20 protein-coding genes are annotated in these 21,177 nt (G+C 68.3%); 11 read left to right on the top strand and 9 right to left on the bottom strand.

The window, feature by feature from the left end; genetic code table 11:
* Positions 1-132 precede the first annotated feature (132 nt).
* Both ACGF5O_RS17780 and ACGF5O_RS17775 read right to left on the bottom strand, forming a co-directional pair.
* Entirely contained in the window at positions 133-1,215 is a 1,083-nt protein-coding gene (locus tag ACGF5O_RS17780) for an inositol-3-phosphate synthase (protein ID WP_393810801.1), read from the bottom strand.
* A 43-nt stretch (positions 1,216-1,258) separates the two neighbouring features.
* Positions 1,259-1,942 (bottom strand): PadR family transcriptional regulator, encoded by a 684-nt coding sequence (locus ACGF5O_RS17775; RefSeq protein ID WP_393810800.1) that lies wholly within the window; start codon positions 1,940-1,942, stop codon positions 1,259-1,261.
* 362 nt (positions 1,943-2,304) lie between these two features.
* Here ACGF5O_RS17775 and ACGF5O_RS17770 point away from each other — a divergent pair, with 362 nt between their 5' ends.
* A complete protein-coding gene (locus ACGF5O_RS17770) occupies positions 2,305-4,950 on the top strand; it encodes a transglycosylase domain-containing protein (protein ID WP_393810799.1) in 2,646 nt (881 codons plus the stop codon).
* Positions 4,951-5,080: 130 nt separating this feature from the next.
* Positions 5,081-6,580, top strand: coding sequence for a glycosyltransferase family 87 protein (locus tag ACGF5O_RS17765; RefSeq protein ID WP_393810798.1), 1,500 nt, complete (start codon positions 5,081-5,083; stop codon positions 6,578-6,580).
* Between the two features lie 78 nt (positions 6,581-6,658).
* On the opposite strand, the gene ACGF5O_RS17760 is transcribed toward ACGF5O_RS17765, so the two are convergent.
* The 3 genes from ACGF5O_RS17760 to ACGF5O_RS17750 all read right to left on the bottom strand — a co-directional run bounded on the left by ACGF5O_RS17760 (position 6,659) and on the right by ACGF5O_RS17750 (position 9,359).
* On the bottom strand, positions 6,659-7,690 hold the full coding sequence (locus ACGF5O_RS17760) for an alanine racemase (protein WP_393810797.1): 1,032 nt from the start codon (positions 7,688-7,690) through the stop codon (positions 6,659-6,661).
* A gap of 83 nt (positions 7,691-7,773) precedes the next feature.
* A complete protein-coding gene (gene femX, locus ACGF5O_RS17755; RefSeq protein WP_393810796.1) occupies positions 7,774-8,895 on the bottom strand; it encodes a peptidoglycan bridge formation glycyltransferase FemX in 1,122 nt (373 codons plus the stop codon).
* Positions 8,896-9,056: 161 nt separating this feature from the next.
* Positions 9,057-9,359, bottom strand: a complete 303-nt coding sequence (locus tag ACGF5O_RS17750; protein ID WP_391380899.1) for a hypothetical protein — start codon at positions 9,357-9,359, stop codon at positions 9,057-9,059.
* Positions 9,360-9,622: 263 nt separating this feature from the next.
* Between ACGF5O_RS17750 and rpsF the strand changes: the two genes are divergently transcribed.
* From rpsF to rplI, 4 genes are all read left to right on the top strand, one after another.
* Positions 9,623-9,913: a 30S ribosomal protein S6 gene (rpsF, locus tag ACGF5O_RS17745; RefSeq protein WP_093500872.1), complete on the top strand. Its 291-nt coding sequence runs from the start codon at positions 9,623-9,625 to the stop codon at positions 9,911-9,913.
* A 77-nt stretch (positions 9,914-9,990) separates the two neighbouring features.
* Entirely contained in the window at positions 9,991-10,599 is a 609-nt protein-coding gene (locus tag ACGF5O_RS17740) for a single-stranded DNA-binding protein (RefSeq protein WP_393810795.1), read from the top strand.
* Positions 10,600-10,647: 48 nt separating this feature from the next.
* A complete protein-coding gene (gene rpsR / locus ACGF5O_RS17735; RefSeq protein WP_003949403.1) occupies positions 10,648-10,884 on the top strand; it encodes a 30S ribosomal protein S18 in 237 nt (78 codons plus the stop codon).
* Between the two features lie 18 nt (positions 10,885-10,902).
* Complete coding sequence (rplI, locus tag ACGF5O_RS17730) at positions 10,903-11,349, top strand: 50S ribosomal protein L9 (protein ID WP_093500876.1); 447 nt, start codon at positions 10,903-10,905, stop codon at positions 11,347-11,349.
* A gap of 170 nt (positions 11,350-11,519) precedes the next feature.
* Here the strand turns inward: rplI and ACGF5O_RS17725 are convergent, their stop codons facing one another.
* The gene (locus ACGF5O_RS17725; RefSeq protein ID WP_393810794.1) at positions 11,520-12,857 is read right to left on the bottom strand and encodes an MATE family efflux transporter; all 1,338 of its coding nucleotides are present in this window, start codon (positions 12,855-12,857) and stop codon (positions 11,520-11,522) included.
* Positions 12,858-13,316: 459 nt separating this feature from the next.
* Between ACGF5O_RS17725 and dnaB the strand changes: the two genes are divergently transcribed.
* Together dnaB and ACGF5O_RS17715 are read left to right on the top strand one after the other, a co-directional pair.
* Positions 13,317-14,792, top strand: a complete 1,476-nt coding sequence (dnaB, locus tag ACGF5O_RS17720) for a replicative DNA helicase (protein WP_393810793.1) — start codon at positions 13,317-13,319, stop codon at positions 14,790-14,792.
* 104 nt (positions 14,793-14,896) lie between these two features.
* A complete protein-coding gene (locus ACGF5O_RS17715; RefSeq protein ID WP_393810792.1) occupies positions 14,897-16,282 on the top strand; it encodes a serine hydrolase domain-containing protein in 1,386 nt (461 codons plus the stop codon).
* An 80-nt stretch (positions 16,283-16,362) separates the two neighbouring features.
* Here the strand turns inward: ACGF5O_RS17715 and ACGF5O_RS17710 are convergent, their stop codons facing one another.
* Together ACGF5O_RS17710 and ACGF5O_RS17705 are read right to left on the bottom strand one after the other, a co-directional pair.
* Positions 16,363-16,815 (bottom strand): GNAT family N-acetyltransferase, encoded by a 453-nt coding sequence (locus ACGF5O_RS17710; protein ID WP_393810791.1) that lies wholly within the window; start codon positions 16,813-16,815, stop codon positions 16,363-16,365.
* Positions 16,816-16,824: 9 nt separating this feature from the next.
* Complete coding sequence (locus tag ACGF5O_RS17705; protein ID WP_393810790.1) at positions 16,825-17,283, bottom strand: MarR family winged helix-turn-helix transcriptional regulator; 459 nt, start codon at positions 17,281-17,283, stop codon at positions 16,825-16,827.
* Positions 17,284-17,425: 142 nt separating this feature from the next.
* Here ACGF5O_RS17705 and ACGF5O_RS17700 point away from each other — a divergent pair, with 142 nt between their 5' ends.
* Complete coding sequence (locus tag ACGF5O_RS17700) at positions 17,426-18,634, top strand: MFS transporter (RefSeq protein WP_393810789.1); 1,209 nt, start codon at positions 17,426-17,428, stop codon at positions 18,632-18,634.
* Between the two features lie 47 nt (positions 18,635-18,681).
* Entirely contained in the window at positions 18,682-19,101 is a 420-nt protein-coding gene (locus ACGF5O_RS17695) for a heme-binding protein (RefSeq protein ID WP_393810788.1), read from the top strand.
* 67 nt (positions 19,102-19,168) lie between these two features.
* Here ACGF5O_RS17695 and ACGF5O_RS17690 read toward each other — a convergent pair whose 3' ends face one another.
* Positions 19,169-20,035, bottom strand: coding sequence for a GNAT family N-acetyltransferase (locus ACGF5O_RS17690; protein ID WP_393810787.1), 867 nt, complete (start codon positions 20,033-20,035; stop codon positions 19,169-19,171).
* A 194-nt stretch (positions 20,036-20,229) separates the two neighbouring features.
* Here ACGF5O_RS17690 and ACGF5O_RS17685 point away from each other — a divergent pair, with 194 nt between their 5' ends.
* On the top strand, positions 20,230-20,862 hold the full coding sequence (locus ACGF5O_RS17685; RefSeq protein WP_393810786.1) for an HAD family hydrolase: 633 nt from the start codon (positions 20,230-20,232) through the stop codon (positions 20,860-20,862).
* Positions 20,863-21,177: the final 315 nt, after the last annotated feature.

Genomic DNA, 21,177 nt, shown 5'->3' with positions numbered 1-21,177 from the left:
AGCCTCACATATGGGGCCGCAGACAGGAGAAGGGTCCCCGGATCGGATGACCCGGGGACCCTTCTGAGCCCTGGCAGGAGCGATTTTTGCGAGCTTGAGCGGTGGAGCTTCAGCGCCCGGCGGTGTGCCGGGTCAGCGCTCGACGTCGCCGCGGATGAACTTCTCCACGTTCTCGCGGGCCTCGTCGTCGAAGTACTGGACCGGCGGGGACTTCATGAAGTAGCTGGACGCGGAGAGGATCGGGCCGCCGATGCCGCGGTCCTTGGCGATCTTCGCGGCACGCAGGGCGTCGATGATGACACCGGCGGAGTTCGGGGAGTCCCAGACCTCGAGCTTGTACTCCAGGTTCAGCGGGACGTCACCGAAGGCGCGACCCTCCAGGCGGACGTACGCCCACTTGCGGTCGTCGAGCCAGGCGACGTAGTCGGACGGGCCGATGTGGACGTTCTTCTCGCCGAGGTCCCGGTCGGGGATCTGGGAGGTGACGGCCTGCGTCTTGGAGATCTTCTTGGACTCCAGGCGCTCACGCTCGAGCATGTTCTTGAAGTCCATGTTGCCGCCGACGTTCAGCTGCATCGTGCGGTCCAGGATGACGCCCCGGTCCTCGAACAGCTTCGCCATGACGCGGTGCGTGATGGTGGCGCCGACCTGCGACTTGATGTCGTCACCGACGATCGGCACACCGGCCTCGGTGAACTTGTCCGCCCACTCCTTGGTGCCGGCGATGAAGACCGGGAGGGCGTTGACGAAGGCGACCTTGGCGTCGATGGCGCACTGGGCGTAGAACTTCGCCGCGGCCTCGGAACCGACGGGCAGGTAGCAGACGAGGACGTCGACCTGCTTGTCCTTGAGGATCTGGACGACGTCGACCGGCTCGGCCTCGGACTCCTCGATGGTCTGGCGGTAGTACTTACCGAGACCGTCGAGGGTGTGGCCGCGCTGGACGGTGACACCGGTGTTGGGCACGTCGCAGATCTTGATGGTGTTGTTCTCGGAGGCGCCGATGGCGTCCGCCAGGTCGAGGCCGACCTTCTTGGCGTCCACGTCGAACGCGGCGACGAACTCCACGTCCTTGACGTGGTAGTCGCCGAACTGCACGTGCATCAGGCCGGGGACCTTGGACGCCGGGTCGGCGTCCTTGTAGTACTCGACGCCCTGCACCAGCGATGCGGCGCAGTTGCCCACGCCGACGATGGCTACGCGAACCGAACCCATTCCGGTTGCTCCCTGTGTGTACGAGTGAGGCCCTGAACGGGTCTCACGTGGCGGTGTCGTCGGACGCATCCGGCCGGAGAGAATCCCCGGACCGGGGCAGGGCGCCCGGCGCTCCATTGGTGGTGTTCTGCTGAGCGGACCCCCCGGAGGCGGAACCCTTCAGGTCCCGCCCGGCCCGCTCGCTCTCGATGAGCTCGTTCAGCCAGCGCACTTCGCGCTCCACGGACTCCATCCCGTGGCGCTGGAGCTCAAGCGTGTAGTCGTCGAGGCGTTCCCGGGTGCGCGTCAGCGAGGCGCGCATCTTCTCCAGGCGCTCCTCCAGCCGGCTGCGGCGGCCCTCCAGCACGCGCATCCGCACATCGCGCGAGGTCTGCCCGAAGAAGGCGAACCGCGCCGCGAAGTGCTCGTCCTCGTACGCGTCGGGGCCGGTCTGGGACAGGAGCTCCTCGAAGTGCTCCTTACCTTCGGCCGTCAACCGGTAGACGATCTTGGCGCGGCGGCCGGCGAGCGGCGCGGCGAGAGCGTCCTCGGCGGTGCTTCCCGGCTCCTCGATCAACCAGCCGTTGGCGACCAGCGTCTTGAGGCAGGGGTAGAGCGTTCCGTAGCTGAAGGCACGGAACACGCCGAGTGACGTGTTGAGGCGTTTCCGCAGCTCATAGCCGTGCATCGGGGACTCGCGGAGCAGACCGAGGACGGCGAACTCAAGGATGCCGGAGCGCCGGCTCATGGTCGCCTCCTCTCGTCCGCGGTGCGCTTATCTCGCTCTGATGTATCGACTCGATACATCACGACGATAGATCGGCTTCCCTCGTGCGACAAGAGGGACGACGGTGAACGGGATCACATCACCAATTCGTTGGAGGCAACTTGCCTGATTTGGGGTGAACTTCAGGGCTCGGCGGGTTTTGGTGGTGCGTAGTCTGTGCGGCATGCACACCACCGGGAACCAAGTGACGCCTGGGGGGCGTCCACGTCCTCGGTGCCGTACGGGTGAATGCAGGACCGACCACATCCGTATTTCGGGGGGACCGGAAATCAGCCGCCGTTCCAGGCGCCCACGGGTGCGCCTGCCCGAGGAGTAATCGTTCGATGAGCGAGCACCGTCGCAAACCGCCGCCGCCGCAGGGAGGCGGACGTGCCGCGGCCCGACGCGGCCAGTCCGGACCGACCTCCAGCCGCCGCGTGGCACCGCGAGGCGCCACCGGGTCTCCTTCCGACTCCTATGGGTCCAGTTCCTATGGGTCGGACTCGGGCTCGGGAGGTGAGGAGCGTCCGTACGGCGGCCGTGCCGAGGCACGCCGGGCGGCGCAGAGAGGTACGGAAAACAGTCGCCGCAGAGGGGCCGACAACGGAAGCCGTGGTCCGGGTGGTCCTGCCGGGCCGGGGCGTGGCAGAGGCCGGGCGTCGACGGCGCCCGGCAAGAAGCGCCTGATCGACTACCCCAGGGCGAACAGATTCGGCTGGCGCCGCTGGGTCCCCTCCTGGAAGCTCGTCTCCGGGCTGTGCATCACCTTCTTCGGCAGCCTGGTGGCGCTGGTCGGCGTCAGCTACGCCATGGTGGGTGTCCCGAACGAGAACACGGCGGCACAGTCCCAGAACAACGTCTACTACTGGGCCGACGGCAAGCAGATGGTGGCGACGGGCACCGGCGTCAACCGGCAGAACGTCAACATCGCCCAGATTCCCGAAGCCATGCAGAGCGCTGTGATCTCGGCGGAGAACAAGAGCTTCTACACGGACCCGGGCGTCGACTTCAAGGGCATCGCCCGCGCTCTCGTCAACATGGCCCAGGGTGGTGAGACGCAGGGTGGTTCGACGATCACCCAGCAGTTCGTCAAGAACACCTACCTCAGCCAGGACCAGACGCTCACGCGCAAGTTCAAGGAGATGTTCATCTCCATCAAGGTCGGCACCAAGTTCAGCAAGTCGCAGATCATGCAGGGCTACCTGAACACCTCGTACTTCGGCCGTGGCGCGTACGGGATCCAGGCCGCCGCCCAGACCTACTACGGCGTGGACGCGAAGGACCTCACCCCGAGCCAGTGTGCCGTCCTGGCGGCTCTGCTCAAGGGCGCGACGTACTACGACCCCGCCGGCAACCCGGACATCGACCCCTCAGCCTCCCAGAAGGCCAATTACCAGCGGTCGCACGACCGCTGGGGCTGGATCCTCGAGGAGATGCACAAGGACCAGCGCCTGACGGACGCCGAGTACCAGACGGCCGTCAAGAAGTACCCGATGCCTCAGGGCCGCAAGGCGGTCAAGGGCATGACCGGGCAGATCAGCTACCTCGCCGACACGGCCAAGAAGTACGTCCTCGCGCACTCCAACGTCACGGAGGCACAGTTCGACCAGGGCGGCTTCCAGATCTACACGACCTTCCAGAAGGACAAGGTCAACGCGCTGACCGGGGCCGTGGAGAAGGTCCAGAAGGCGCGTCTGGACCCGAAGAACCGGGACAAGGACAAGTACGTCCAGTTCGGTGCCGCGTCGGTGGTGCCCAACGACGGTGCGATCGTCGCGCTGTACGGCGGTGCCGGCTACGAGAACAACCACTTCACCAACAACGCCGACACCTCCGGTGTCCCCGTCGGTTCGACGTGGAAGCCGTTCGTCCTGGCTGCCGCCATGCAGTACGGGACGTACAAGACCGACGGCGTGGGCGTCTCGCCGCTGAGCAAGTACAACGGCAACGACAACCTCAAGGTCAGAAACAACGACGGCACCTACGTCCTCAACAAGGATGGCTCGGTCTTCCACCAGAGGAACGAGAGTGGCTATCCCTGGGGCTACATCACGCTGCGCAAGGCGATGGAGCAGTCGATCAACACCCCGTTCGTGCAGCTCGGCGTGGACGTCGGCATGACGAAGGTGCGGGGCGTGGCACAGGCGTCCGGGATCCTGCCCGACAGTATGTCCCAGGACCTGAACCCGTCGTTCGCCATCGGTACGTCCACCCCGAGCGCGATCCGCATGGCCGATGCCTACGCGACCTTCGCCGCCTCCGGCCAGCACGCGGACCCGTACTCGGTGACCGAGGTCAAGCAGGACGGAACCGACCTTCCGGGCTTCAGTAAGCCCAAGGTGACCACGGCGATGCCTGAAAGCATCGCGAACAACGTCACGGACACGCTGGAGAACGTCATCCAGAACGGTACGGGTACCAACGCCAAGGCCCTGGGCCGTACGGCGGCGGGCAAGACCGGTACCACCGACAGCAACAAGTCGGCCTGGTTCGTCGGCTACACCCAGCAGCTGGCCACGTCGGTGGCGATGTTCCGCGAGAACCCGAAGGACGCCGAGCTGCTCTCCATGAACGGCACCGCCGGCGTGGCGTCCATCCACGGTGGTGACATCCCGACCTCGGTGTGGACCGAGTACATGGAGTCCGCGCTCAAGGGCAAGAACGACCCGGGCTTCCCGGACGCCACCAAGATCGGTGATATCGCCGACGAGGTGGGGATGCCCTCGCCGACGCCGAGCCCGAGCATCACGCCGAGCGAGACGCCGACCGAGACGCCGAGCGTCACCCCGAGCGAGACGGCGACCTCTCCTTCGCCCACGGTGACGGAGACCTGCCAGTTCGCCTGGAACTGCTCGACCGACGGCGGTGACACCGGCGGCAGTACATCGGGAACGACGTCCTCGCCGTCAGCAACGGAAACGACCGGCGACACCACCACCAGAGGCAATGCCAACGGCGGAGGAAACCTCTTCGGCGGATCAACCGGCTAGCCGCGCGGTCTGCCGGCTGGTGACCATTTCGCCCGCCGAAGTCTGTTTCACGTGAAACATGGGCCGCCGCACCCGGCGAGGTGCGGCGGCCCTCGGCGTATTCCTAGGGAGGTACGGCAGGATGGGCCCCATGCCCAGTGCAGAGACGACGCCCGCGGGCGTGCGCGAGCCGGAGCCGGTGCGGCCGACCAGGGATGACGAGGTCGCCGCGGCCGGGAGTGAGCTGATCGGCGGCCCCATCGGGCGGCGTGCCCTGCTCGGCACGTCCTGGTGGACGCCGCTACGCGTGGTCGTCATCGTGGCGGTCGGGATGTTCGCCCTCGGCATGGTGCAGAAGATGCCCTGCTACGACAGCGGCTGGTTCTTCGGCGCGAGTTCCCAGTACACCCACGCCTGCTACTCGGACATTCCGCACCTCTACCAGGGGCGTGGTTTCGCCGACGGTCTGGTGCCGTACTTCGACAAGCTCCCCGGCGACATGGACTACCTCGAATACCCGGTGCTGACCGGTGTGTTCATGGAGGTCGCCGCATGGCTCACGCCGGGCAGCGGCAGCATCCAGCTCCAGGAGCAGGTGTACTGGTTCGTCAACGCCGGGATGCTGATGCTGTGCGCGGCCGTCATCGCGGTGTGCGTGGTCCGCACGCACCGCCGGCGGCCCTGGGACGGTCTGCTGGTCGCTCTGGCGCCCGCTTTCGCCCTGACCGCCACCATCAACTGGGACCTCCTGGCGGTCGCTCTGACGGCCGCGGCGATGCTGATGTGGTCCCGGAGCCGTCCCCTGGCCTTCGGCGTCCTCCTGGGGCTTGCCACGGCCGCCAAGCTGTACCCCGTCTTCCTGCTGGGGCCGCTGTTCCTGCTGTGCTGGCGCGCGGGCAAATGGCGGGAGTTCTTCGTTGCCACCGCCGGAGCGGTGGTCGCCTGGCTCGTCGTGAACCTGCCGGTGATGATCTTCGCCTTCGACGGGTGGTCGAAGTTCTACACGTTCAGCCAGGAGCGGGGCGTCGACTTCGGTTCCTTCTGGCTGATCTGGGCGCAGAACACGACCACCCCGCCCAGCACCGACTTCGTGAACACCGCGGCCACGGTCCTGGTGCTGCTCTGCTTCCTGGGTATCGCCGCCCTGGCCCTCACCGCCCCGCGCCGGCCGCGCTTCGCCCAGCTGGCCTTCCTGGTGGTGGCGGCCTTCATCCTCACCAACAAGGTCTACTCCCCGCAGTACGTGCTGTGGCTGGTGCCGCTGGCCGTCCTCGCCCGGCCCAAGTGGCGGGACTTCCTGATCTGGCAGGCGTGCGAGGTGGCGTACTTCCTGGGGATCTGGATGTACCTCGCGTACACGACCAGCGGAGACGCCCACAAGGGGCTGCCGACCGACGGCTACCACTGGGCCATCGCCGTGCACCTGCTGGGCACGCTCTACCTGTGCGGCATGGTTGTGCGCGACATCCTCATGCCCGAGCGGGACGTGGTGCGCCGCACCGGGGAGGACGATCCCTCCGGCGGGGTGCTGGACGGAGCGGAGGACGTCTTCGTGCTCGGCGCGGCGGCCCGTCCCCCGCGCCATGCGGCCCACTTCGAGGGGCCGCAGGTGGAATGGGGAAGCCGATCGCCCGAGGACGGTTCGCTCTGAGCGAACATCCCAGGTTCTGAAGGGAGAAAGGGCCGTACACGGAGTCCGTGTACGGCCCTTTCGATGTCCGGGAGACCGTCAGCGGTCCACGATGCGGTCGAACTGTGTGGTGGTGTGCCGCAGATGGGCCACCAGTTCCTCGCCGACCGTCGGCTCCGGGGCGTCTGTCGGCACGAAGAGGATCGACACCTGCATGTGCGGCGGCTCCGCGAACCAGCGCTGCTTGCCGCCCCAGACGAACGGCGAAAGGTTCCGGTTCACCGTGGCCAGGCCGGCCCGTGCGACGCCCTTGGCGCGCGGCATGACGCCGTGCAGGGCCTTCGGGGCCTCCAGGCCCACCCCGTGCGACGTACCGCCCGCCACGACCACCAGATAGCCGTCCGAGGCCGCCTTCTGCTGCCGGTAGCCGAACCGGTCGCCCTTGGCGACGCGGGTGACGTCCAGGACCGCCCCGCGGTACTCGGTGGCGTCATGGTCCCCCAGCCACAGCCGGGTGCCGATCCGGGCCCGGAACCGGGTCTGCGGGAACTGCTGCTGCAGCCGGGCGAGTTCGTCGGCCTTGAGGTGGCTGACGAACATCGTGTGCAGCGGCAGCCGGGCCGCGCGCAGCCGGTCCATCCAGCCGATGACCTCCTCGACGGCGTCCGAGCCGTCGGTGCGGTCCAGGGGCAGGTGGATGGCGAAGCCCTCCAGCCGCACGTTCTCTATGGCCGAGTGCAGCTGCGGCAGGTCCTGCTCGCTGATGCCGTGCCGCTTCATCGTGGACATCACCTCGATGACCACGCGGGCGCCCACCAGGCCGTACACGCCGTCGATGGACGACACCGAGCGGATGACCCGGTCGGGCAGCGGCACGGGCTCCTCACCCCGTCGGTACGGGGTCAGCACCAGCAGGTCGCCGCCGAACCAGTCCTTGATGCGCGCGGCCTCGTACGTCGTGCCGACGGCGAGGATGTCCGAGCCGAGCCGCGTGGCCTCCTCCGCCAGCCGCTCGTGCCCGAAGCCGTAGCCGTTGCCCTTGCAGACCGGGACCAGGCCGGGGAACTGCTCCTGCACGTGCTTGTGGTGCGCCCGCCAGCGCGCGGTGTCGACGTAGAGCGTGAGCGCCATGGCCGGACCTGGAACCTTTCTGGGTGGCTGGGGTTGCCAGAGGAGTGCGGTGTGTCAGGGCTATAGAAGCACGGAGCGTGACGTCAGCGGCGCGACATGTAGATGTCGAGCGCCTTGTGGAGCAGCTTGTTCAGCGGGAAGTCCCATTCGCCGAGGTACTCGGCGGCCTGGCCGCCGGTGCCCACCTTGAACTGGATCAGGCCGAAGAGGTGGTCCGTCTCGTCCAGCGAGTCGGAGATGCCGCGCAGGTCGTAGACGGTGGCGCCGAGCGCGTAGGCGTCCCGCAGCATCCGCCACTGCATGGCGTTCGAGGGCCGCACCTCGCGGCCGATGTTGTCGGAGGCGCCGTAGGAGTACCAGACGTGCCCGCCGACGATCAGCATGGTCGCCGCGGACAGGTTCACCCCGTTGTGCCGGGCGAAGTACAGCCGCATCCGGTTCGGGTCCTCGGTGTTGAGGGCCGTCCACATGCGCTGGAAGTACGACAGCGGGCGCGGCCGGAAGTGGTCGCGCACGGCCGTGATCTCGTACAGCCGCTGCCACTCCGCCAGGTCCTGGTAGCCGCCCTGCACCACCTCGACGCCGGCCTTCTCGGCCTTCTTGATGTTGCGTCGCCACAGTTGGTTGAAGTTCTTGTGGACGTCTTCCAGGGAACGGTTCGCCAGCGGCACCTGGTAGACGTAGCGCGGCTGGACGTCGCCGAAGCCGGCGCCGCCGTCCTCGCCCTGCTGCCAGCCCATCCGGCGCAGCTTGTCGGCCACCTCGAAGGCGCGCGGCTCGATGAAGTCGGCCTCGATGTCGCGCAGCCGCTTCACGTCCGGGTTCTGGATGCCGGCCTTGATGGAGTTGGCCTCCCAACGCCGGATGATCACCGGCGGGCCCATCTTCACCGAGAACGCGCCCTGCTGCTTGAGGTGGGCCAGCATCGGCTGGAGCCACTCGTCGAGATTCGGCGCGAACCAGTTGATGACCGGGCCCTCGGGGAGGTAGGCGAGGTAGCGCTTGATCTTGGGCAGCTGCCGGTACAGCACCAGGCCCGCGCCGACCATCTCGCCGGTGCGCTCGTCGAACCAGCCGAGGTTCTCCGAACGCCACTCCGCCTTGACATCGGCCCAGGCCGGGACCTGCATGTGGCTAGCCGCCGGCAGACTCTGGATGTACGCCAGATGCTGTTCGCGGCTGATGGTCCTCAGGGTCAGGCTCATGTCGGGGCGCTCCTCGGGCTGGTGTGTCCCCATGGGTACAGGGGCTCCGGCTCTCGCGCCGAAGCCTACTGCGCCTCGCCCGCGGCCCGACTGGCCGTACGGCACCTACGCCCCGGCTCCGGTCCGGCCGGGGCGTTCCACGGTTGTGCGGGGGCGCCTGCTCAGCCGAACAGGCCGCCGTGCGCCATGCCGATGAAGAAGCCGATGCCCGAGGCACCGAGACCCAGGATCAGACCGAAACGCTCGCGTGTGGTGATCGAGACCCACTGCCCGTACAGACCGGTGAAGAGGCCGATCAGGCCGGTCCAGGAGCTGAGCAGGTGCAGGCTGTGGAAGAACGACGTGATGAAGGCGATCAGCCCGAGCGCCAGCGTCACTGCCATCAGTGAGTCCTGGAGCGGATGGGTCTTGCCGTCGGTGGCGAACAGGGATCCGGCGGTGTTGGGTCGCAATGCCTGTGCCATGGGGCACCTCCTGCGGAAGGTGGCGCATCGTAGCGCCGCTCACACCCGATGTGTACAGATTGAGGGCCATGGCCGCCGGATTTCAACCGGAAGCGGGTGTGCGGGTAGTCTGTAGCGTCTGCACCGGTGTCTGCCCAGGCCCTGCCCGGGATCCCAAGGGGAACCCCCGAATGTCAGTGGCTGCCGATACCGTTGCGTACGCATCACAACCCTCCTGCCACGGAACGACCGTGGCCGCTGAGTCCAAAGGAGGTGGGTTCCACATGCGTCACTACGAGGTGATGGTCATCCTCGACCCCGATCTGGAGGAGCGCGCTGTCGCCCCCCTGATCGAGAACTTCCTCTCCGTCGTCCGTGAGGGCAACGGAAAGGTCGAGAAGGTCGACACCTGGGGCCGTCGTCGTCTCTCGTACGAGATCAAGAAGAAGCCCGAGGGCATCTACTCGGTCATCGACCTGCAGGCCGAGCCTGTGGTCGTGAAGGAGCTCGACCGCCAGATGAACCTGAACGAGTCGGTCCTCCGGACCAAGGTCCTCCGCCCCGAGACCCACTGAGCTCTCCGCTCAGCTGATCTCGGGATTTCGAGTAGCAGCACAAGCAGCCAGCAGCAAACCCGCCGAGAGGTTCCCCCATGGCAGGCGAGACCGTCATCACGGTCGTCGGCAATCTTGTCGATGACCCCGAGCTGCGCTTCACCCCCTCCGGTGCGGCGGTCGCGAAGTTCCGTGTCGCGTCCACCCCCCGCACCTTCGACCGTCAGACCAACGAGTGGAAGGACGGCGAGAGCCTGTTCCTGACCTGCTCGGTCTGGCGTCAGGCGGCGGAGAACGTCGCGGAGTCGCTCCAGCGAGGCATGCGCGTCATCGTGCAGGGCCGGCTGAAGCAGCGGTCCTACGAGGACCGTGAGGGTGTCAAGCGCACGGTCTACGAGCTGGACGTCGAGGAAGTCGGCGCCAGCCTGCGGAGCGCCACGGCCAAGGTCACCAAGACCGCCGGTGGCGGTGGCCGCGGTGGCCAGGGTGGTTACGGCGGCGGCGGCGGTGGCGGTGGCGGCCAGGGTGGCGGCGGCTGGGGCGGTAGCTCCGGTGGCGGCAACCAGGGCGGCGCCCCCAACGACGACCCCTGGGCCTCCGGCGCTCCCGCCGGTGGTGGCAACCAGGGCGGTGGCGGCGGCTGGGGCGGCGGCTCCGGCTCCGGCTCCGGCGGCGGTGGCGGCTACTCGGACGAGCCCCCCTTCTAAGGGGCAAGGGCTCGTATCCCCACTTCTTGATCACACAGGAGAAACACCATGGCGAAGCCGCCTGTGCGCAAGCCTAAGAAGAAGGTCTGCGCTTTCTGCAAGGACAAGGTCACGTACGTGGACTACAAGGACACGAACATGCTGCGGAAGTTCATTTCCGACCGCGGCAAGATCCGTGCCCGCCGCGTGACCGGCAACTGCACGCAGCACCAGCGTGACGTCGCCACGGCCGTCAAGAACAGCCGTGAGATGGCGCTGCTGCCCTACACCTCCACTGCGCGCTAAGGGAAGGGTGACCGACTAATGAAGATCATCCTGACCCACGAGGTCTCTGGCCTCGGTGCCGCCGGCGACGTTGTCGACGTCAAGGACGGCTACGCACGCAACTACCTGATCCCGCGGAAGTTCGCGATCCGCTGGACCAAGGGTGGCGAGAAGGACGTCGAGCAGATCCGTCGTGCTCGCAAGATCCACGAGATCCAGACCATCGAGCAGGCCAACCAGGTGAAGGCCCAGCTCGAGGGCGTCAAGGTCCGCCTGGCCGTCCGTGCCGGCGACGCCGGCCGCCTCTTCGGTTCCGTCACCCAGGCCGACATCGCTTCGGCGATCAAGGCTGCCGGTGGCCCCGAGGTCGACAAGCGCCGCATCGAGGTCGGTTCGGCGATCAAGACGCTGGGCGCTCACGAGACGTCCGTGCGTCTGCACCCCGAGGTTGCCGCCAAGGTCAACATCGAGGTCGTCGCGGGCTGACGCTGCGCTCTGCACGAGCCGTAGCTGCATAAGGGCCGCACCCGTGAAGGGTGCGGCCCTTGTCTTTTGGTCGGCTCTCGTCGTCGACAGTGGTGTCGAGTCGCGGGTGTTTCACGTGAAACGTGACAGCCCGCGATGTTTCACGTGAAACCGTCGCCAGTGCGCGTCGGTCAGCGCGTCGCGCCGGTCACGATCCATCGGCCGGAGCGGGCACGCAGCCAGAGGGTGAGCATCCTTACGGCGATCATCAGCGTCATAGCTCCCCAGAGCGCTGTGAGCCCGCCGCCGAGGGCGGGGACGAGCAGCGCCACCGGAGTGAAGACCGCGAGCGTGAGGACCATGGCCCCGGCAAGATACGGCCCGTCTCCGGCGCCCATCAGGACACCGTCGAGGACGAAGACCACGCCGGAGATCGGCTGGGAGAGCGCCACGATGAGCAGTGCGGGCAACGCAGTGCTCTTCACGGCGGGGTCGCCGGTGAACAACGGGAGGAAGAGGGGCCGGGCGGCGATCACGAGCAGGCCCAGGATCACTCCGGTGGCGACGCCCCACTGCACCATGCGTCGGCAGGCTTCGCGGGCACCGACGGCGTCACTCGCGCCGAGATAGCGGCCGATGACGGCCTGTCCGGCGATCGCGATCGCGTCCAAGGCGAAGGCCAGCAGGCTCCACAGGGACAGCACGATCTGGTGGGCGGCGATATCGGCATCGCCCAGCCGGGCCGCCACGGCAGTGGCGATCATCAGGACGGCCCGCAGTGAGATCGTCCGGACGAGCAGGGGCACACCAGCCTGTGCCGAGGCCCGTATCCCGGCGGCATCGGGGCGCAACGACGCCCCGTGCCTGCGGGCACCCCGCACGACGACGGTCAGGTAGACCGCCGCCATTGCGCACTGGGCGATGACGGTGCCCCAGGCGGAGCCGGCGATGCCCAGTCCGGCCCCGTAGACGAGCGCCGCGTTGAGTCCGGCGTTGGCGATGAACCCCGCTACAGCGACGTACAGCGGTGTCCGGGTGTTCTGGAGGCCGCGCAGGACGCCGGTGGCGGCGAGCACGACCAACATGGCCGGGATGCCGAGGGAGGAGATCCTCAGATAGGTGGCCGCGTAGGGAGCCGCGGTGGCCGAGGCGCCGAAGACGTCCACGACGCCGGAGGCGAAGGGCAGGAGGACGGTGATGACCGCCGCACCGAGCAGCAGTGCCAGCCAGATGCCGTCCATTCCCTGGCGGATGGCTGCCTGGAGATCGCCTGCGCCGACCCGGCGGGCGACGGCGGACGTGGTGGCGTAGGCGAGAAAGACGAAGACGCTCACGGCGGTGGTGAGGAGAGCCGAGGCGATTCCGAGACCGGCGAGTTGCGCGGTGCCCAGGTGTCCGACGATCGCGCTGTCGGCCATGACGAAAAGCGGCTCGGCGACGAGTGCGCCGAAGGCCGGGACAGCCAGTGCGATGATCTCTCGGTCGTGCCCCCGTCGGGTGGCCTCGGAGGTCGCGGGAGCCTGTGACATGGGCGCTAATCTAATCGTCCACAGGTAAGTGATGCAAATACTTAGTGCCCCTTACCCGCCTCGGTGCGGCCCGCGCTGTCGCCCGTTGTTCGAAGGGATCTTGGCCCGACTGGGAAAGTTTTTCTTCTGCACAGTCGGTGGATGGGAAAAGTGCTGGTCAGGAGATGTTGTGGATGGCGATCGAGGGCTTGTTCACAGGGCTGTCCACCGTGTCGTGCACAGGTTTTGGCGGGTTCTCCACAGCATACGGGCGGTCGTCCACATGGCCTGTGGATAACCAGATTGGCTGACGGTGCCCGCGGGCCTAACGTGGTCCGGCACCCGCTCCTTGTCGCGGCCTCGGAAACCTCACAAAACCGACGCGTCCAGAACCGGAATGGGGCGTCCTGGTTGTCAGTGCCGTGCCGTACAAAAGAGGGCATGGCGAGGTCCGCGGTGCGGACGGGAGGAGGTGTCTCGGTGAGCATTTCCGAGCCCTTGGACGATCCGTGGGCCGACGCCGGTCCGGGTGATCGTCTGCCCGCCTCCCGCCGGCGGGACGAGGGCGGTCGAGGCCGGGACGACCGGCACGACCGGGGCCGGGACAGCGGAGACTGGGACGGTGGGGGCGCCACCTTCGAGCGGGTTCCCCCGCAGGACCTGGACGCCGAGCAGTCCGTGCTCGGCGGCATGCTCCTCTCCAAGGACGCCATCGCCGACGTCGTCGAGATCCTCAAGGGCCACGACTTCTACAAGCCCGCGCACGAGACGATCTACCAGGCGATCCTCGACATCTACGCGAAGGGCGAGCCGGCCGACCCCATCACCATCGCCGCCGAGCTCACCAAACGCGGCGAGATCAACAAGGTCGGCGGCGCCTCCTATCTGCACACCCTCGTCCAGACGGTACCCACGGCGGCGAACGCCGAGTACTACGCGGAGATCGTCCACGAGCGGGCGGTGCTGCGCCGCCTGGTCGAGGCGGGCACCCGCATCACACAGATGGGATACGCGGCCGACGGCGACATCGACGAGATCGTCAACAGCGCCCAGGCGGAGATCTACGCCGTCACCGAACAGCGGACCAGCGAGGACTACCTGCCGCTCGGCGACATCATGGAGGGCGCCCTCGACGAGATCGAGGCGATCGGCTCCCGCACCGGTGAGATGACGGGTGTGCCCACCGGCTTCACGGACCTGGACTCGCTCACCAACGGCCTGCATCCGGGCCAGATGATCGTCATCGCCGCGCGTCCCGCCATGGGCAAGTCGACCCTCGCGCTGGACTTCGCCCGGGCCGCCTCCATCAAGAACAACCTGCCCAGCGTCATCTTCTCCCTCGAAATGGGCCGCAACGAGATCGCGATGCGTCTGCTGTCCGCCGAGGCCCGGGTCGCCCTGCACCACATGCGCTCCGGCACGATGACCGACGAGGACTGGACCCGGCTGGCCCGCCGGATGCCGGACGTCTCGGCCGCCCCGCTCTACATCGACGACTCCCCGAACCTGTCGATGATGGAGATCCGCGCCAAGTGCCGTCGGCTGAAGCAGCGCAACGACATCAAGCTCGTGATCATCGACTATCTGCAGCTGATGCAGTCCGGCGGCAAGCGGTCCGAGAGCCGCCAGCAGGAGGTGTCGGACATGTCGCGAAACCTCAAGCTGCTGGCCAAGGAGCTGGAGGTGCCGGTAATCGCGCTCTCACAGCTCAACCGTGGTCCCGAGCAGCGTACGGACAAGAAGCCGATGGTCTCCGACCTGCGTGAGTCCGGCTCCATCGAGCAGGACGCCGACATGGTCATCCTGCTCCACCGCGAGGACGCCTACGAGAAGGAGTCGCCGCGCGCGGGCGAGGCCGACATCATCGTCGGCAAGCACCGAAACGGCCCGACCGCGACGATCACCGTGGCCTTCCAGGGCCACTACTCCCGCTTTGTGGACATGGCGCAGACCTGAGTCGACCCATAGAGCAGATCTGCTCCGGGCCGGGTCGGCACCGACCTGGTCCGTCCCGGTGAAATGGACTCGACTCAGGTCCGCCCACCAGATGGACTGGGCGCATGACGACATTCCAGGAAGAGCTGCTCCCCGCCACCCGACGGGCGCTGCTGCACCGGATCGCCGTGGCCCAGTCGGAAGGCCGGGCGCCCTCGCTGGTGGCGGCGGTCGTTCGAGGCGGGCGGGCCGTCTGGCACGGGGCGCGGACCTCGGTGGACGGGCATGGGCCGGACGAGAACGTGCAGTACCGGATCGGCTCGATCACCAAGACGTTCACTGCCGTTCTGGCCCTCCGGCTGCGTGACGAGGGGCTGCTCGACCTCGGTGACCCGTTGGAGAAACATCTGCCGGGCACCGGTGCGGGGGAGGCGACCATCGCCGAACTCCTCGCGCACACCGGTGGCTTGGCGGCCGAGTCACCCGCACCCTGGTGGGAGCGCACCCCGGGCTCGCTACGTCCGGAGCTCAGCGACGTGCTCGGCGAGCAGCCCCTCCTGCACCCCGTCGGCCGCCGCCACCACTACTCCAACCCCGGCTACACCCTGCTCGGCGCGCTGGTCGAGGAACTCCGTGGTGTCCCCTGGGAGGAGGTACTGCGGCAGGAGGTGCTCCGGCCCCTGGGCCTCGACCGCACGAGCGCCCAGCCGCAAGCGCCGCACGCGGGTGGCTGGGCGGTGCACCCCTGGGCCGACGCCCTGCTCCCGGAGCCGTCGGAGGACCTCGGGCGGATGGCACCGGCCGGGCAGCTCTGGTCCACCACCGGCGACCTGGCCCGCTTCGCGGTGTTCCTGGCGGCCGGGGACGACCGGGTACTGAGCGCCGAGTCGGTGCGGGAGATGCGCACCCCGGCAGCCCCCGCCGAACCCGCCGACGTGCTGGACGGTGCCACCTACGGCCTCGGCCTGCAGATCCAGCGCCGTGACGGGAGGCTGTTGGTCGGGCACTCCGGCTCGCTGCCCGGCTTCCTGGCCAACCTCACCATCAGCGTGGACGACGACGTGGCGGCCGTGGTGCTGGCGAACTGCACCTCCGGCCCGCTGCTGTCCGCCACCGGTGCCGACCTCGTCCGGATCGTCGCGGACGCCGAGCCGCGCATCCCCGAACCCTGGCGCCCTCTGCCGCAGGTCGAGCCGTCCGTCCTGGAGCTGGCAGGCCCGTGGTACTGGGGCACACATGCCTTCGTGCTGCGGGTGTCGGCCGACGGGCTTGTCTCACTGGGGCCGCTGACCGGCGCCGGCCGCCGTGCCCGTTTCCGTTCCAACGGCGACGGCACCTGGACCGGCCTGGAGGGCTATTACGCGGGAGAGCTGCTACGGCCTGTACGGCGCCCGGACGGCACCGCGAGCCATCTGGACCTCGGATCGTTCGTGTTCACACGTCAGCCGTACGACGAGACGGCTCCTGTGCCCGGTGGGGTGGACCCCGAGGGATGGCGGGGGATCGGTTAGCGGACGACAGAGCGGGGGCGGTGTTTCACGTGAAACACCGCCCCCGCACGCATGCTCCGCTCGGCGTGAGCCGTCGGGGTTCAGATTTCGAGCTTGAACCCCGTGTGCGACGCGGTGAAACCGAGCCGCTCGTAGAAGCGATGGGCGTCGACCCGGGACGTGTCCGACGTGAGCTGGACCAGCCGGCAGCCCTGGCGGCGGGATTCGTCGATGGCCCACTCGATGAACCGGCTACCCAGCCCGCTGCCGCGCTCGTCGGCGTGGATACGTACACCTTCGATGATCGACCGGGTGGCACCACGCCTCGACAGCCCCGGAATGACCGTGAGTTGGAGTGTGCCGACGACGCGGCCTTCGCGGACGGCGACGACCAGCTGCTGGTTGGGATCGGCGCTGAGCCGTTCCAGGGCGCGCAGATAGGGCGTCAGGTCGTCCGGCGTCTCCCGCTGGGCGCCCAGCGGGTCGTCGGCGAGCATGCCGACGATGTCCGGGACGTCGTCGGCGACCGCGGTGCGTATGTCAAGGTCTCCCATACCCGCAGCCTATGCGGGCACGTGCAGCGACTCCACGGCCCGGACCAGGGGAGCCAGGTCCGGGTTCCTGGCCGCTTCGTCGAGGGACTCGCGCAGTGCCGTGTCGTTGGTGGGGCGAGCCTCTTCCAGCAGCCCGAGGCCTGCCTCGGTGACGTTGGTGTAGATGCCGCGGCGGTCGGTCGGGCAGAGGTAGCGCTCCAGAAGGCCGCGGTCCTCCAGGCGCGTGACCAGCCGGGTGGTGGCGCTCTGGCTGAGTACGACCGCGTCGGCCACCTGCTTCATCTGCAGATGGCCCCCTTCGCCGTCGTGCTGCCGGCTGAGGACGTCGAGCAGGGAGTACTCGCGCACGCTCAGATCGTGCTTGGCCTGAAGGGCGCGCTCGATGTGCGCCTCGATCCTGCCGTGCAGCAGGGAAAGGGCACACCAGCCCTGGGCGAGGGCAGTGAGCGCGGGGTCCGTCGCTGTCATGGGCGTTTTCCTCCGTCCAGGAGCCGCTGCACCCAGGATAGAGCAGTCGCGCAATATCCCTCGCTTGCATATAGCCCGCGTGTGCAACTATTGTGAACGCACGCAAAGCGCACCTGCAATCGTCTGGGAAGGACCTACACCCATGCCTCTCGCGCTTCTGGCCCTCGCGATCGGGGCCTTCGGAATCGGAGCGACCGAATTCGGGATCATGGGCCTGCTGCCCGAGGTCGCTGGTGACTTCGGGGTCTCCATCCCGACCGCCGGCCTGCTCGTCACCGGCTACGCGCTGGGCGTGGTGATCGGCGCCCCGCTGATGACCGTGCTGGGCACGAAGGTTCCTCGCAAGCGGATGCTGATGCTGCTGATGGGCTTCTTCATCGCCGGCAACCTGCTGACCGCCGTAGCCCCCGTCTTCGCCGTCATGCTGATCGGCCGGGTGGTCGCCTCCCTCGCCCACGGCGCCTTCTTCGGGATCGGCTCGGTCGTGGCGGCCGAGCTGGTCTCCCCGAGCAAGAAGGCAGGGGCCATCGCGATGATGTTCACCGGCCTCACCGTCGCCAACGTCATCGGCGTCCCGCTCGGCACCCTCGTGGGTCAGCACGCCGGCTGGCGCGTCACCTTCGGCATCATCGCCGCCCTCGGCGTCGTCGGCCTGGCCGGTATCGCCAAGCTGGTCCCCGAACTGCCCAAGCCGCAGGGCGTGCAGCTGCGGCACGAGCTGGCCGCGTTCAAGAACACCCAGGTCCTGCTCGCCATGGCGATGACCGTCCTCGGCTTCGGCGGGGTCTTCGCGGCCATCACCTACATCGCGCCGATGATGACCCACGTCACCGGTTTCACCGACGGCTCCGTCACCTGGCTGCTGGTTCTCTTCGGTCTCGGCATGGTCGCCGGCAACCTGGTCGGCGGGAAGTTCGCCGACCGCGCCCTGATGCCCATGCTGTACGTGTCCCTGGGTGCCCTGGCCGTCGTCCTCGCCCTCTTCACCCTCACCGCGCACAGCAAGATCGCCGCCGCCGTGACCGTCACCCTGATCGGCGCCCTCGGCTTCGCCACCGTTCCGCCGCTCCAGAAGCGTGTCCTGGACCAGGCACACGGCGCTCCCACCCTGGCCTCGGCCGTGAACATCGGCGCCTTCAACCTCGGCAACGCCCTGTCCGCCTGGCTCGGAGGCATCGTGATCGCCGCCGGCTTCGGCTACACCTCCCCCAACTGGGTCGGCGCCGCCCTCGCCGCGGCCGCTCTCGCCCTCGCCTTCCTGTCGGCCGCACTGGAGCACCGCGACAGCGCCCCGAGCGCGGTGGTCACCGGCGGCACGCCCGCAGGACAGCGGGCCTCGGTCCACCACTGACCGCCCGCGCATTTCTCACCGCACGTCAGCACCATCCAAGGAGAACCATGAGCACCACCCCCGTCGCCCCGCTCACCACCCAGGACGCCGAGTTCCTGATCACCGAGGCCGGCCGCGCCGCCGAGGCCGCCGGGGTCACCGTCAGTGTCACCGTGCTGGACGCCGGGGGTCATCTGCTGGCCTTCCGGCGGGATGACCGCGCCGTGCTGATCTCCGGTGAGACCAGCACCCGCAAGGCCTACACGGCACTCCAGCTGAACACCCCCACCGCCGACCTCGTCGACGCCGTCCAGCCCGGCGGCCTCTTCCACACCCTGCCCACGGCGCTCGACCGGCCGCTGCTCTTCATCGCGGGCGGTGTCCCCGTCCAGCGCGACGGCCGGCTCATCGGGGCGATCGGTGTCGGGGGCGGCGCGCCCGACCAGGACCACGGCTTCGCCACCGCCGCCGTAGCGGCACTCGCCTGACAGAACCTCGCTCGACGGCGGACGCCGGCTCCCCGGGGAGCCGGCGTCCGCCGGTGTCGAAGGCTGCTCAGCCCGCCGCGACCGTCAGCGGCGCGAACCGCCGTGTCCAGTCCCCCGGTGGCTCCGTGATCCCGTAGGTCATCACCGAGTTCATGGCGACGGAGGCCAGCCCGCGCGCCTTGGCCCAGGCCAGCAGTTCCTCGTGCCGGACGTCGATGTCGGTACGGAGCGGGCGGTCGGTGTGGGCGGCGAGTGAGGCGATCAGGGACTTCGCCGTCTCCGTGTCGCGGGCGATCAGCGGTCCGACGACATGCGTGTCCATGTTGGGCCAGGCGGCCGCGTACCCGACGATCCGCCCGTCGCTCACGGCGACGCGCAGCAGGTCCGAGAACGCGGGCAGCCGGGTGATGAGCGGGGTGCGGTCGACGCCGAACACCTCCTCGTCGAGCCGGAGGACGGAACCGAGGTCCTCGGCGGTGGCCGCCCGGGTCACCACCCGAGGCTCGGGCTCGCCCGGCGTGAAGGAGCCGCAGAGCATCTCCGAACGCCCCGTGACCTTGAATCCCAGCTCCTCGTAGAGCGGCCGGCCGTACGGCGTCGCGTACAGGGTCAGCGGAGTCGTTCCCATCGCCGAGATGATGTGCCGCATCAGCCGGCGCCCGATGCCCCGGCGGGCGTGTCGTTCGGCGACCAGGACCATGCCGACCGCGCCGAGATGCGGGCGTTCCCTCGGGCCGTACTCCGTGACGACACAGGCGGCGACCAGGCCGCCTCCGGGGTCGTCGATCCCGTACCCCTTCCCGGCCGTGAGGAGCAAGCGCCACTTGTGTTCCTCACGGGGCCACCCCCGATCCTCGGACAAGTCGGCGCAGGCGCTGAGATCGCGTGGCGTCAGTCGGCGGATGGGCAGAGGGGCGTCGGAAGGAGTTGACACGCAGGTCAGGCTTGCCGACCGATACCCCCGGCGTCCACCTGTTTCAGGTTGGACGTACGTGCTTTTGGCCATGTCGTGTCCGGGGGCTCAGCCCCTGGACAAGGCAAGGGGCGTTTCACGTGAAACATCGCCGTATGGCCCCCACGCGGTGCCGCGCCAAGGAGTCCTGTGTGCTGCCCGTTAGCCTCGAGCCCATGGCGCGACTTCACCTCTTCGATCTCGACGGCACTTTGCTGCACGGCACCTCTGCACCCGTCGAGATATCCCGTCAACTCGGTCTGGAAGCGGAGACCGTGGAGCTTGACCGGGCGATTTCGGCGGGACGGATAGCTCCGCCGGAGTATGCGGCGCGGGTGTACACCCTCTGGGCCGAGCTGACCGAGGCACATGTGACGGCAGCCTTCGACGGCGCGCCGTGGCTGGCCCGTATCCGGGATGTCTGGGCCGAGATCAGGGGAACGGGGGACTACTGCGCGGTGGTCTCGCTCTCGCCCTCGTTCTTCGTGGAACGTCTGCTGGACTGGGGAGCCCACGCGGCCTTCGGATCCCGCTTCCCGGCGGTGCCGTTCGTCGAACCGGTGGATCCGGCGGGAGTCCTCACCGCCGCGGGCAAGGTCACGATCGCGGACCGGCTGTGCGAGCGGTTCGGGGTCGGCCGTGCGGACTGCGTCGCCTACGGCGACTCGATGTCGGACAGGGACTTGTTCGGCGCGGTTCCGGTGTCCGTGGCGGTCAACGCGGACGGACATCTCGCCGGTCTCGCGACGTACTCCTACACGGGCCGGGATCTATGGGATGCCTATGAATTGGCGCGCGGCGCCCGGTAATTGAGGGAACCAGCGGTTCGCCCGTTGCCAGTTTCACGGGGGAGACAGGGGGGACTTGTGTGCGTGGCGACGGCCGGTAGGGTCGACTCCGGTTAACGTCCGGGGCCGGACGCTCCCGGCGGGAGTGATTGCGGCCCATGTCACACTCTCGCCTTACTTGTCCGTACACGGGGAATCGCGGGTTGAATGTGGTCGTGTCGGCCACGGGGCCCGACCGGGGAGAGCTAGCCGTCAACGGGGGAAAGCAAGCACCTTCCGAGTGAAGTGCGCAGACCGACCGCAAGATGTTCGAGGCGAGGGCACACCATGGACGCT

It is taken from the genome of Streptomyces sp. NPDC048291 (assembly GCF_043201715.1).
Lineage (GTDB): Bacteria > Actinomycetota > Actinomycetes > Streptomycetales > Streptomycetaceae > Streptomyces.
The sequence above is the reverse complement of the archived record's forward strand: the minus strand, read 5'-3'. Positions and strand labels throughout refer to the sequence as shown.

Bases quoted from the DNA above. Each gene is read 5' to 3' on its own strand.
- ACGF5O_RS17780 (WP_393810801.1), bottom strand. From the start codon at position 1,215: ATGGGTTCGGTTCGCGTAGCCATCGTCGGCGTGGGCAACTGCGCCGCA.
- ACGF5O_RS17775 (WP_393810800.1), bottom strand. From the start codon at position 1,942: ATGAGCCGGCGCTCCGGCATCCTTGAGTTCGCCGTCCTCGGTCTGCTC.
- ACGF5O_RS17770 (WP_393810799.1), top strand. From the start codon at position 2,305: ATGAGCGAGCACCGTCGCAAACCGCCGCCGCCGCAGGGAGGCGGACGT.
- ACGF5O_RS17765 (WP_393810798.1), top strand. From the start codon at position 5,081: ATGCCCAGTGCAGAGACGACGCCCGCGGGCGTGCGCGAGCCGGAGCCG.
- ACGF5O_RS17760 (WP_393810797.1), bottom strand. From the start codon at position 7,690: ATGGCGCTCACGCTCTACGTCGACACCGCGCGCTGGCGGGCGCACCAC.
- femX (WP_393810796.1), bottom strand. From the start codon at position 8,895: ATGAGCCTGACCCTGAGGACCATCAGCCGCGAACAGCATCTGGCGTAC.
- ACGF5O_RS17750 (WP_391380899.1), bottom strand. From the start codon at position 9,359: ATGGCACAGGCATTGCGACCCAACACCGCCGGATCCCTGTTCGCCACC.
- rpsF (WP_093500872.1), top strand. From the start codon at position 9,623: ATGCGTCACTACGAGGTGATGGTCATCCTCGACCCCGATCTGGAGGAG.
- ACGF5O_RS17740 (WP_393810795.1), top strand. From the start codon at position 9,991: ATGGCAGGCGAGACCGTCATCACGGTCGTCGGCAATCTTGTCGATGAC.
- rpsR (WP_003949403.1), top strand. From the start codon at position 10,648: ATGGCGAAGCCGCCTGTGCGCAAGCCTAAGAAGAAGGTCTGCGCTTTC.
- rplI (WP_093500876.1), top strand. From the start codon at position 10,903: ATGAAGATCATCCTGACCCACGAGGTCTCTGGCCTCGGTGCCGCCGGC.
- ACGF5O_RS17725 (WP_393810794.1), bottom strand. From the start codon at position 12,857: ATGTCACAGGCTCCCGCGACCTCCGAGGCCACCCGACGGGGGCACGAC.
- ACGF5O_RS17715 (WP_393810792.1), top strand. From the start codon at position 14,897: ATGACGACATTCCAGGAAGAGCTGCTCCCCGCCACCCGACGGGCGCTG.
- ACGF5O_RS17710 (WP_393810791.1), bottom strand. From the start codon at position 16,815: ATGGGAGACCTTGACATACGCACCGCGGTCGCCGACGACGTCCCGGAC.
- ACGF5O_RS17705 (WP_393810790.1), bottom strand. From the start codon at position 17,283: ATGACAGCGACGGACCCCGCGCTCACTGCCCTCGCCCAGGGCTGGTGT.
- ACGF5O_RS17700 (WP_393810789.1), top strand. From the start codon at position 17,426: ATGCCTCTCGCGCTTCTGGCCCTCGCGATCGGGGCCTTCGGAATCGGA.
- ACGF5O_RS17695 (WP_393810788.1), top strand. From the start codon at position 18,682: ATGAGCACCACCCCCGTCGCCCCGCTCACCACCCAGGACGCCGAGTTC.
- ACGF5O_RS17685 (WP_393810786.1), top strand. From the start codon at position 20,230: ATGGCGCGACTTCACCTCTTCGATCTCGACGGCACTTTGCTGCACGGC.